This window comes from Hymenobacter algoricola, assembly GCF_039539525.1.
Taxonomy (GTDB): domain Bacteria; phylum Bacteroidota; class Bacteroidia; order Cytophagales; family Hymenobacteraceae; genus Hymenobacter; species Hymenobacter algoricola.
On record NZ_BAABDH010000087.1, the window covers coordinates 1 to 10,790 of the forward strand.

A 10,790-nucleotide genomic window follows, 5' to 3' on the forward strand; every position below is an offset into this window, starting at 1 on the left:
CAAACTCGGTTTTCATGACACCTTTTGGAAAAGCTGTCAACATATTTCCGGACCCGACATAACGCAAAAAAAAGCCCCTTCTGCTGCTGAGAAGAGGCTTTTCGGTAATAACATATGTGAGCCTCTTATTGGACTCGAACCAACGACCTGCTCATTACGAATGAGCTGCTCTACCAACTGAGCTAAAGAGGCAATTTCCAGGCAACCAATTGTTCGCCGGGGCTGCAAAGATAGGCAGATGCCCAAGCAACGCGCAAGCCCGGATAGAAATTTTTGTGCGGTTGGCCGAACGCCCGCGGGCTGACCCCGGCACAGCCCCGAATCCCGGGCGTGCTGCGGGCCGGGGCACGCGTAGGCAGCCTGTTCGTCGCCTTGTCCGGGAGCTGGTACCTGCTCACGCTGCTCGCTGCTGACCCTCAACGACGGCCCGGGCGACTAGGACTGGGCTTTCTTCTGGAAATACAATGCCCTGTCGGCTGGACTGGCCACGCCGCTGCCGGCGCGGTGGTAGCCGGCGTGGGCTGGCAGCAGTGGCAGGCCGCCGGGCGCTAACCGCCCGCGGCCTGCTACCTTTGCGGGCACTATGATGAAACCGCTCCGCAAACTTCTGGTCCGCACGCTTGGCTTCGAGCGCTACATCCGCTTGGTGAGCCGCGTGTACCTGCGGCTGGTGGGCGCGGGCTGGGGCCGCCAGAAGTATCCGGAGCTGTTTTTTCTGTCCCAAATCGTGAAGCCCGGCTTTGTCTGCCTCGACATCGGCGCCAACCTGGGCTACTATTCCGTGGCCTTGTCGCGGCTGGCCAGGCCGGACGGGCAGGTGCTGGCCGTGGAGCCTATTCCGCAGTTTCAGGCCATCTGGCAGGACAACGTCAAGCTCAGCGGAGTGCCCAACCTGACGCTGCTGCCTTACGCGCTGGGCCGCGAAAATACCATGGTGCAGATGGGCACCCCCGAGCGCGACGGCCTGCTGCACCACGGCATGACCAAAGTGGCAGCCAGCAGCAGCGAAGCCTACGCCCGCACCTACGATGTGCCCATGCGCCGCCCCGACGAGCTGTTCGCCGACCTGCCCCGCCTCGATTTTGTGAAGTGCGACGTGGAAGGCTTCGAGTCGGTGGTGTTCGAGAACATGCAGGCCACGCTGCGCCGCTTCCGCCCGCTGATCCAGACCGAGCTCAACGGCCTGGCTAACCGCCGGGCGGTGGTGGCGCTGCTGGCCGGCCTGGGCTACAAACCATTTGTGCTGTCGGCGCGTTTTGAGCTCGAGCCCTGCACCGCTGAGCAGCTCGAAAGCCACGTGACGGCCGATTTTTACTTCCAACCTACTTCCCCGGCCGCATAACGCAGCTTCCTGATGGTCAAGTTTGTTCTCACCCTCCTCATCATCACCTTCGTCGTGCGCTATGTGCTGCCGGCGGTACTTCGTTTTTTCGTGGCCAGCTTCGTGCAGAAGCAGGCCCGCAAGTACACCGAGCAGTTTGGCACCGCACCGTTCGAGGCCCCGTTTGGTCCGCCCCCGACCGGCCCCCGGCCCGGTCCCGGCGCTGGCCCCAACGGCCAGGTGCACGTCGACTTTATCCCGCCCAAGGAAAAGGCCCGCAAGCCCCCGGAGTTTAAGGGCGGCGAGTACGTGGACTTTGAGGAAGTGAAATAGCGTGCCGGATACCCGGGCCACCCAATCCGACGGGGTTCTTAGAAGCCTAATCCCACCCGAACGCCCGAATCCAGGCGCTGCCCCGACTGTACGGCGGTAAAGAAATCAACGCGCAGGGCCTTGAAGATGTGCTCCACGCCCACGCCCAGCTCCACGTAGTTGCCCGCGGCCGGCGTGTGCAGGTAATTCACGGTGGCCACTTCCTGCCAGCGCAGCCGGCGCATGAGCGGGATTTTATTGAAAAAGAACCCGTTGAAATGGTGGCTGAAATGGGCTTCTACGTAGCGCCGCGCGGTGCTGTAGCGGTAGTAGTCGAGCAGCTGGAACTGCTCGAAGCTGACGGCCAGCGCGGTCCGGTTGCCGGCGAAGTGGCGGAAGTCGATAAAGGTCAGATCCGGGTTGCCCAAATAGGTGCCGGCCGTGGCGTTGAGCACGCTTTCCCCAAACAGGCCCAGGGCCAGCTCCTTGCGCACACCTGCCTCCAGGCGGCTGAAGCGCACGTCGGAGTTCAGCACGTTGCGCAGGCCCTGCCGCAGCCCCAGCGTGAGGCGCGGATACCGGGAGTTGCGCAGGTTGAACTTCCCGTCGGGGCGGGTGATGTACTGCTGCCCGGGCTGCCAGGTGAGCTGCACGTCGAGGGTGGTGCTGCGGCTGCGGCCGAAGCCCGTGCCCGCGGGCCGCTCGGCCGCTACCGGCTCGTTGGGCGTGAAGGCCCGGCCCGGCACGTCGCTTATCAGCTCGGTCGTGGTGTTGTGCAGCTCCCGGCGGTCGGCGTAGCCCGCGGCCAGACTCAGAGCAAGGCCATTCACCAGTTCGGTCCGGTACGTCAGCTCCAGGCCGTCGCGCTGGTAGTATTTGGCGTAGTTGCGGTTGGCAAACAGCGTGTAGATGCTGTTGATGAGCGGCGTATTGATGGCCGTCTGCTGCTGGTTGGCGCCGGGGTCGAAATCCAGGATGGTGCGGCCAACGGCGAAGCCCACGCGGCTGAACGACTCGGGCCGGAACGTGTAGCCCCCGCGCAGGCTGGGGCTGAGCTGCCGGCTGGCGAAACCGTAGCGCAGCGTGGGTACCAGCGAGTAGTTGCGCCGGTCTTCGTAGCGCTGGATAAAGGTGGCAGAGGCATTCACGACGGCGCCCTCCACCGTGTTGTAGAGCAGGGCAGTGGTGAGCGGCGTAACTAAAATGAAGCGGCGCGCAAAAGTGTTGCTGTAGGTGTAGCCGGTCAGCAGCAGGTCCCCCGGGCTGGGCTTGTTGCGGATGTGGTCCAGCGAATCCTGGTAGGGCCGCGACTTGTGAACGACTTCCACGCTGTCCTTGACGCGGTAGTCTTTGGTTTCCTCGTCGCTGAGCGGAATGGGGCGCACCTCGTTCCAGTAGGCCGCGTCCCGCTCGTTGGCGCCCTGCTCGATGTGCATGATTTCGCCCTTGGCCAGGGGCTCGACGCCGGCCACGGCCCCGCTGTCGGCGGTGGCGGCAGCCTGCTGCCCACGGGTGCGGGCCTCGCGGCGAATGTTGCTGGTGGCGGCGCGCAGCCGGGGCCGCTGCTGCCGTACCTCGGCCACGGTTTCGCGGCGCACGGGCGCATCGGCGGCGGCGGGCGGGGCCGCCGCTACTACCGGCGGCGCGGCGTAGGTCGGCGTCACGCGGTAGTTCGACAGCACCGCGTTGATGCTGCCGTTGCCCTTAAACCCGAGGGCTTCGCCGTTCAGGAATACTTTCTGCGACTGAATAATCCAGGCCTGCGGATGGCCGGGGGCGGGCGCGTAGAGGATTTCCACCCGCATCTTGTCCACGTACTCGATGCCGGCGTCGGCGTTCAGGCTCAGGTCCAGGCTGTGCAGGCGCCAGGTGCCGTCTTCGGCAATGTAGATGAAGCCCGTGAAGGCCGGGTCGATGCGACGGCGGGGCGTGACGCGGATCTTGTCGATGGTGATGCCGTTCTGCACCGAGGTGCCCACCAGCTCGTAGCGGTAAAACAGCAGGGCATTCTGCGCCACCGGCGACACAAACCCCCGCTCGGCGAAGCCCGACTGCAGCAGGTTGTCGTAGAAGTTGAAGTTCTTCGACGCGCGGTTGAAGCTGAAGCCCTTGCTGCTGCCGCTGACCCGCGACGAAATCATGCGCTCCTGAATCTTGCCCGGCTGGCGAAACGTCAGATCCGACACCGACTCCGACAGATACACGATGCCGGGCTTCAGGTCGGGCCCGACTTTGATGAGGCCCAGAATCTTGCCCGGCACGTCGGTGAGGCGAAACAGGGCCTTGATGTACATGCGGGCCGAAAATGCGGCTACCTCCGCCCGGTGGTAGCGCCGCCAGTTGATGGCCTGCTGCACAATGGCGTAGGCGGGGTCCTTGTCGGAGCCGCGTACCACCACTTCGCCCAGCTTGTAGTTCTCGGGCGTCAGCGTCACGTTCAGCACCGTGGCCGAGTCGCCGCCCGCCACGCGCACCTGCTCGATGACGGGCCGGTAGCCCACGTACTGAAACACCAGCTCGTAGCGGCCGGCTTCGAGGCGCAGCTGGTAGTTGCCCTGCTCGTTGGAGGCGGTGCTGGTCGCCGAGCCGCGCACGGCAATGTTGGCAAAGGGCAGCGCCGCGCCCTGCGGATCCACGATGTGGCCCCGGATAACCCCGGCCTGGGTGTGGCGGCCCACGACGCAGGTGGCCAGCAGCAACAATACTAGTAGATAACGCGGCATAGAACTACAAATCAAGGGAGCTGTGAAGGTAGATAGAAACTGGGCAGTAATGGTTGCCTGTGGCCCGGCCCGCCGGGGGTGCGGGGCTCAGGCCACCACCTCTTCGGTGGGCGCCACAGGGGCGGCCCTGGCCTGCCGGGCAGCATAGAGCGTGTTGAGCACCACGCCCAGCAGCACCAGCGCCATGCCCAGGTAGGAAGCCGGGTGGAACGTCTCGTTGAAGAAGACCAGCCCCAGCCCCAGCGCGTACAGAATGCCGATGTAGTTGAGGTTGGCCACGCTCGACAGCTTTTCGGCCTGGTAGGCCTTGGTCATGCACACCTGGGCGCCCTGGGTGAGCAGGCCGGTGAGCAGCAGCCAGAGCCAGTCGAGGCCCTGGGGCTGCACCCAGTGAAACAGGCAGTAGACGCCGGCAATGGGCAGGGCCACCATCGGAAAGTAGAACACGATAACCAGCGGGTCTTCCTGGCCCCGCAGCCGGCGGATGGAGTTGTAGGAAAACCCCGAAAACACCGCCGACGCCACGCCCACGGCCAGGTAGCTCAGGTTGATGCGCGTGTCGACGCCTTCGACCACTACCACGCCGGCAAAGGAAATCAGGAAGAACAGCCACTGCCAGGGCTGCACTTTCTCCTTCACGATAAAGATGCCCAGCACGGCCGTGAAGATGGGCGCCAGGTACTGCACGGTGACGGCCGTGGCCAGCGGCATTTTCTGCAGGGTGAAAAAGTACAGGATCAGCGCCAGCGCGCCGGTGGTGCCCCGGGCAATGAGGAAAAAGTGGTTGGTGCCCCAGGGCCGGATTTTCAGCGCCCGCAGCGTCACGTAGCTGATAACTACCGACAGCGCCGAGCGGAACAGAATGATTTCGAGGGCCGGCAGGTGGGGCAGCAGCTTCACGCACACGTTCATCAGGGCGAAAAACAGCGTGGACAGCAGCATGTAGCGGGCACCGCGGGTCAGGGGCATTGGCAGGCAGGGCAGGGTGAAGGGCCGCGCAAAGGTCGGCCGCAGAATGGGTATTGGTGCTAACCAAACCGCGCTGCCGGGGTTTGGCCTGCCACCGTTTGGGGGGGGGGCACCCCGAACGCCGGGCCGGGTTTGCGCGTTGTAGAGTCGTCCTCTTTCCCGCCTGAAGTCTTAGTTTTGCCCATGGATCAGCCCAAACGAAAATTCTACACTCCCTCGGAAGCCCTGCCCAAAATAGCAGCTTTCTGCGCTTATCAGGAGCGCAACCAGAAGGAAGTCGAATCCAAGCTCCGCGAGTACGGGCTGAATGAGGACGAGGCCGGCGAAATCATCATCCGGCTGAGCCGGGAGAAGCTGCTCGACGAGGAGCGGTTTGCCCAGGCCTTCGTGCGGGGCAAAGTCCGCATCAAGAAGTGGGGCCGCCGCCGCATTACCCAGGAGCTGAAGCAGAAAGGCATTTCCGACTACTGCATCAAGGTGGGGATGAAGGAAATCGACGGCGACGAGTACTACCAGAACCTGGTCGATGTGCTGGAGAAGCGCGACCGGGTGGAAAAGGAGCGCAACCAGCGCCTGCGCCGCCAGAAGCTCACGATGTTTATGACGGTAAAAGGCTACGAAAACGACCTGATCCGCATGGCCCTCGACGACCTAGGCAAAGAGCCGGAAGAAGGCGAAGACTAGCGCCGGCCGGGCAGCTGGGGCGGAGCTATTTGTTGGGTGAGCACCACGCGGCGGCCGGTCATGGTTTCGAGCATGGGCCGCAGAATCTTCTCGGCGTTCTGCTCGGTCTGGGCCAGGATGCCCGACTGCAGGGCGGCGGTGCGCACGTTGGCTTCGGCGTACTTGTAGCCGGCATCAACCAGCTCGGCATCCTGAAAAAAGCCGTTTTCCACGCTGTACACCCGGCTTTGGCTGTGGTCGACCTGCCAGGTGCAGAGCTCGGCGGCGGGCAGGGCCACGCGCACCACCGAGTCGCCCTCAAACACCACGTCCCGGGGCTGCACCTTGCGCAGGTCCAGGCAGCCCACCGCGTCGCCGGCCACGATGAGGGCCACTTTGGCGTCGGGCAGGAAGCGGTAGGTGCTCTTTTTGTACTCCACCACGTCCTTGAAGTGGTAGCGCACCAGCTCCAGCTTGCCCAGGGCTTCCACTTTCTGGAGCACCGTGTTGTGCGTCACCGTGATGCGGGGCGTGGGGTTGAGCGGGTTGTCGAACAGGGCGGGCTGCACTTTCTGCCAGAGAAACCAGCCCAAACCCGCCAGAAACAGCAGGGGCAGCAGACGGCGAAGCAAACGGGTAAGCGGCATAGGAGCTACGAAGGATTTGAGAGAAATACGGCTCGGCCGGGGTTTTGGCTGCGTCAGGGCGTCAGGGCGTCAGGACGCGGCCGGCCACCACGCACTACGGGCCGCGTACCGCTGCCGGAAGCCGGCCCAGCCCTGCAGGCCGCCGGTGTGCAGGGCTACCACCGTGCTGCCCCGCCGGAAGTAGCCTTTGTCAATCAAATCCAGCACCCCAAACAGCAGCTTGCCGGTATAGAGCGGGTCCAGCAGCACGCCGTGCCGGGCTGCAAAGCGCTGAATGAAGTCCAGCAGCTCGGCCGAAAACCTGGCGTAGCCCCCGAAGTGATAGTCGGGGTGCAGGCTCCAGTTGGCGTACTGCCGGCCCGTGGCGGCCTGGGTGAGGGCATCGACTTCCTCCCGCAGAAAGCCGCCGTTTTTCAGCGCCGCCACGCCCACCACTGCTTTCTGCCCGTCGAGGCCCGTGAGCAGGCCGGCCAGCGTGCCGCCCGTGCCGCAGGCCACGGCCACGGCGTCGAAGTCAGCCTGGGCCGTCAGCTCGGGTATCAGCTCGGCGCAGCCGGGCAGGGCCAGCGCGTTGGTGCCGCCTTCGGGCAGCACGTAGGCCGGGCCGGTGCGGGCCAGCAGCTCGGCCAGCAGCTCCGGCTCCTGCTTGCGGCGGTACGTTTCCCGGTCGAGGTAGTGCAGCAGCATGCCGTCGGCGGCAGCCCGGGCCAGGGTCGGGTTCAGGGGCCGGGTTTCTTCCCCCCGGACCAGGCCGATGGTGCGGAACCCTTCGAGGCGGCCGGCGGCGGCGACGGCGGCCAGATGGTTGGAAAAAGCGCCGCCGAAGGTCAGCAGCGTGCTGTGGCTCTGGGCGCGGGCCGCCCGCAGGTTGTGCTTGAGCTTACGCCACTTGTTGCCAGGCAGCTCGGGGTGGGTCAGGTCGTCACGGGCCAGCAGCAGGCGCACGCCGTACCGGGCGGCTACGGGCTCGTGGAGCTCCTGCAGCAGCAAAGAGGGCAAACCGCGGGTGTCTTGTTCGTCTGTCATGCGGAGCGCGGCGCAGAGCAGAGCAAAGGGCCTGCCTCTGCGCCTCGGCAAAGTTCGTCTAAATGCGCAAAGCCCTTTACCGTGGCTGGGCAAAGGGCTTTGCTTGTTGAAAAATGTATCTGGGAAGCAGAGCGGCGCGGCACGCTGCGTACGCCCGATGAAGAGCAGAACAGCAGGTGAGCAGCCGGCCGCCCCGGCTGGCAGTCGGCTAGGCCAGCAGTGGCTCCTGCGCTGCTGCCGCTGCTGCCGGCTGGCGCTTCACGGCGTAGTACACGGCCGCCAGCAACGTCAGGATCAGCAGGATGGAGGAGATGAGCGACACGGTGTTGCCGATGGCGTACTCCTTGGGCTCAAACTTAAACTCCACGGTATGAGCACCGGCCGGGATGGGCAGGGCCCGCAGCACGTAGTTGGCTCGCAGGTGGGGCATGAGCTTGCCGTCGATATAGGCGTTCCAGCCGTCCTGGTAGTAGATTTCGGAGAAGACGGCAAAGCCATCCTGCAAGGCGTTGGCCTGGTAGGTCAGCGCGTCGGGCGAGTACTTGGTCAGGGAAATGGTGGAGCCGGCGGCCGCATAGTCGGTTTTGGTCAGCGGAAACTTCACTGCATCCACCACGGCCTCGGTGGCGGGGTTCAGCGTGCCCAGGGCCGCCATTTCGGCGTCGGCGCCCTGCACTTTATTCACTTGGCTGACGAACCAGGCGTTGCCGAGCGCGCCGGGGTTGCGCTGCACGGGCTTGTTCTCGTCGCGGGTGATGATGTAGCGGGTGTTGAGCATGTTGAGCACCTGCACGTTGTTCTGCGAAATCTGGCGCTCAATCAGATCCAGGTAGCGGTGCAGCTTGGCCCCGTGGTAGCCGCCGATGCTCTTGTGGAAGTACGACGTGTTGGCCTCGCTGAACGGGTCCCCGGCCTGGGTGTTGAGCACCCGGTAGCTGAGGTCCTTGTCCTGCAATATCAGCTGGTCGATGGCCGTGGGCTGGAACTGCTGGGCAATGGTCTCGCGCTGGAAGTTATTGTCGTTGAGGTAGCGCTTATCCACGCCCCACAGGTCCACCAGCGTGAGTGCGCCAATCAGGGCGGCGGCCAGCGTCACCGACAGCTTGCGCTGCAGGTAGAAGTACAGCACCCCGCCGGCCAGCAGCACAAACACGATGGAGCGCAGCACGTCGGCGTGCATCAGGCCGGCCCGGTCACTGCGGATGGCATCGACGGGGAAGCCCTGCTGCTGCATCTGCGCATCTACCGGGGAGGCAAAGTCGGCACCCAGACCAGCCAGGAAAGCCAGCACGCAGATGCCCACGGTGATGCCCACGGCGTAGAGCAGCCGGCGCTTCACGGCCGCCGTTTCCATCGTATCGACGGGTGCGCCCGACAAAGCCGCCAGGCTCGGGTGGGTGCTGGCGCCCATGGCCGGCGCGGCCAGCGGACGGGGCCGCAGCACCCGGGCCAGGGCCAGCACGGCCAGCAGCGGCATGGCCAGCTGGGCAATAACCAGGGCCATGCTCACCGAGCGGAACTTGTTGTAGCCCGGAAAATAGTTGAACATGAGCATGTTGAACGTCTCAAAGTTCTTGCCCCAGGCCAGCATGATGGAGAAGATAGTCCCGATCAGCAGCCAGGTCCGGGTGCGGCGGTCGGCCACGAACAGGCCCAGGATAAAGAGCAGACAGACCACCGCGCCCACGTATACCGGGCCGCTGGTAATGGGCTGCCCGCCCCAGTAGGTCGGCATATTCAGCAGGTACTCGCGCATCTGCACCGGCGGCACGCCCAGCCCCTCCAGGGCCTTGGCCGTCGCCGACGACTCGCTGAGCTTGCCCGAGGAAGCCCCGCCGTAGTAGTTGGGAATCAGCAGGGTGATGGTTTCGCCGATGCCGTAGCTCCAGTGAAAGGCGTAGTCCGGGTCGTGGCCGTCGGCATCGGCAGCAGGAGCCGCCTGCCCGGGCTGGGCCGGCAGGGGCTTCAGCTCGGCCTTGCCGCGGTTGGAGTACTTGCTGTACTCAGCCGTGACATAAAGGCGGCCGAAGCTTACGCCCACCGCCAGCCCGGCGGCCAGCAGCAGCAGCATAGTGCGGCTGAAGAAGTCCTTGAGCCGGTTTTCGCGCACGGCCGCCACCAGCTCCACAATGCCGAAAACGGCTACCAGCAGCAGCAGGTAGTAGGTTATCTGCAGGTGGTTGGAGCGCACGTTCATGGTCAGGCCCAGGGCAAACAGTGCCGCCCCCAGCCACTTGTTGCGGCGGAACGTGACCAGCAGTCCGCCCAGCACCAGCGGGGCGTAGGCCAGGGCCAGGCTCTTGGTGTTGTGGCCGGCAGCCAGAATGGCGAGGTTGTAGCTGGTAAAGCCCAGCGCCACGGCCCCCACCACCGCAATGAGCGGCCTTACGCCCAGGGCAATGAACAGCACGTAGCCGCAGAGCAGGGCCAGAAACATGTTGGCCACCACTGCCGGCAGGTTCAGCGTGAACAGCTGGTGCAGGTAGATGGACAGGTCGCCGGTGAAGTGGGTGCTGATCAGGTAGGTCGGCATGCCCGCAAACATGGAGTTGGTCCACAGCGCCTCCTTGCCGGTTTCGGCCCGGTACACCTGGGCCTCGTGGGCCCCGCCGTTGAACTGCACCACGTCGTGCTGGGCCAGCGTTTTGTGGTCGAAGACGATGGGGGAGAAGTAGACCGCGGCCAGGGCCACGAAGAACACAACGGCCAGCAGGTGGGGCAGCACGCGGCGCCACAGCGGCACCACAGGGAAGGAAACAGTAGTCATCAGACGAAGAAAGAATCGAAAAAACAGCCTGCCTGACCCTCAGACGCAGCAAGGCAGCCCGAAGGTAGCCGTTTTCCCCGGCACGGCGAAGTCCATCCGACGGCTGGATGCCCGGCAGGCGGCTTCTGGTTGGTTCCGGCGGACAGGCTACGGCCAGCAGGAAAGTAGATATTAGACTTGTTCCTCAATAAGAAATCGGTGGTTTTCCAGACCGTATTTGAAGCCAGGAACTTCGGCTCCTCAAAGAACCAGCAGATACCAGACTTGTTCCTAAATAGCCTCTTTCTTTTTAGTCAGATGCCAATTCCAGATTCCACAAGCTACGGCCATGATTCGGTCGTTAAAAGAGGCGGATTTGTTGC

8 protein-coding genes and 1 tRNA gene are annotated in these 10,790 nt (G+C 64.3%); 3 read left to right on the forward strand and 6 right to left on the reverse strand.

Annotated elements, in window-relative coordinates; translation table 11 throughout:
- Positions 1 to 119 precede the first annotated feature (119 nt).
- Positions 120 to 192: transfer RNA gene (locus ABD842_RS14240), tRNA-Thr, on the reverse strand.
- Positions 193 to 583: 391 nt separating this feature from the next.
- On the opposite strand from ABD842_RS14240, the gene ABD842_RS14245 reads away from it, so the two are divergent.
- Positions 584 to 1,342, forward strand: a complete 759-nt coding sequence (locus tag ABD842_RS14245; RefSeq protein ID WP_345115189.1) for an FkbM family methyltransferase — start codon at positions 584 to 586, stop codon at positions 1,340 to 1,342.
- A 12-nt stretch (positions 1,343 to 1,354) separates the two neighbouring features.
- Complete coding sequence (locus ABD842_RS14250; RefSeq protein WP_345115192.1) at positions 1,355 to 1,654, forward strand: DUF4834 family protein; 300 nt, start codon at positions 1,355 to 1,357, stop codon at positions 1,652 to 1,654.
- A 38-nt stretch (positions 1,655 to 1,692) separates the two neighbouring features.
- Here the strand turns inward: ABD842_RS14250 and ABD842_RS14255 are convergent, their stop codons facing one another.
- Both ABD842_RS14255 and ABD842_RS14260 read right to left on the reverse strand, forming a co-directional pair.
- Positions 1,693 to 4,356, reverse strand: a complete 2,664-nt coding sequence (locus ABD842_RS14255; RefSeq protein ID WP_345115195.1) for a DUF5686 and carboxypeptidase regulatory-like domain-containing protein — start codon at positions 4,354 to 4,356, stop codon at positions 1,693 to 1,695.
- 87 nt (positions 4,357 to 4,443) lie between these two features.
- Entirely contained in the window at positions 4,444 to 5,325 is an 882-nt protein-coding gene (locus ABD842_RS14260) for a DMT family transporter (RefSeq protein WP_345115198.1), read from the reverse strand.
- Between the two features lie 183 nt (positions 5,326 to 5,508).
- Between ABD842_RS14260 and ABD842_RS14265 the strand changes: the two genes are divergently transcribed.
- Positions 5,509 to 6,009 (forward strand): regulatory protein RecX, encoded by a 501-nt coding sequence (locus tag ABD842_RS14265; protein WP_345115201.1) that lies wholly within the window; start codon positions 5,509 to 5,511, stop codon positions 6,007 to 6,009.
- Here the strand turns inward: ABD842_RS14265 and ABD842_RS14270 are convergent.
- From ABD842_RS14270 to ABD842_RS14280, 3 genes are all read right to left on the reverse strand, one after another.
- Entirely contained in the window at positions 6,006 to 6,620 is a 615-nt protein-coding gene (locus ABD842_RS14270) for a DUF4230 domain-containing protein (RefSeq protein ID WP_345115203.1), read from the reverse strand. The genes ABD842_RS14265 and ABD842_RS14270 overlap by 4 nt on opposite strands.
- 84 nt (positions 6,621 to 6,704) lie before the next feature.
- Positions 6,705 to 7,661, reverse strand: coding sequence for a 1-aminocyclopropane-1-carboxylate deaminase/D-cysteine desulfhydrase (locus tag ABD842_RS14275; RefSeq protein WP_345115205.1), 957 nt, complete (start codon positions 7,659 to 7,661; stop codon positions 6,705 to 6,707).
- Positions 7,662 to 7,869: 208 nt separating this feature from the next.
- Positions 7,870 to 10,428, reverse strand: a complete 2,559-nt coding sequence (locus ABD842_RS14280; protein ID WP_345115207.1) for a YfhO family protein — start codon at positions 10,426 to 10,428, stop codon at positions 7,870 to 7,872.
- Positions 10,429 to 10,790: the final 362 nt, after the last annotated feature.

Bases quoted from the DNA above. Each gene is read 5' to 3' on its own strand.
- ABD842_RS14245 (WP_345115189.1), top strand. From the start codon at position 584: ATGATGAAACCGCTCCGCAAACTTCTGGTCCGCACGCTTGGCTTCGAG.
- ABD842_RS14250 (WP_345115192.1), top strand. From the start codon at position 1,355: ATGGTCAAGTTTGTTCTCACCCTCCTCATCATCACCTTCGTCGTGCGC.
- ABD842_RS14255 (WP_345115195.1), bottom strand. From the start codon at position 4,356: ATGCCGCGTTATCTACTAGTATTGTTGCTGCTGGCCACCTGCGTCGTG.
- ABD842_RS14260 (WP_345115198.1), bottom strand. From the start codon at position 5,325: ATGCCCCTGACCCGCGGTGCCCGCTACATGCTGCTGTCCACGCTGTTT.
- ABD842_RS14265 (WP_345115201.1), top strand. From the start codon at position 5,509: ATGGATCAGCCCAAACGAAAATTCTACACTCCCTCGGAAGCCCTGCCC.
- ABD842_RS14275 (WP_345115205.1), bottom strand. From the start codon at position 7,661: ATGACAGACGAACAAGACACCCGCGGTTTGCCCTCTTTGCTGCTGCAG.
- ABD842_RS14280 (WP_345115207.1), bottom strand. From the start codon at position 10,428: ATGACTACTGTTTCCTTCCCTGTGGTGCCGCTGTGGCGCCGCGTGCTG.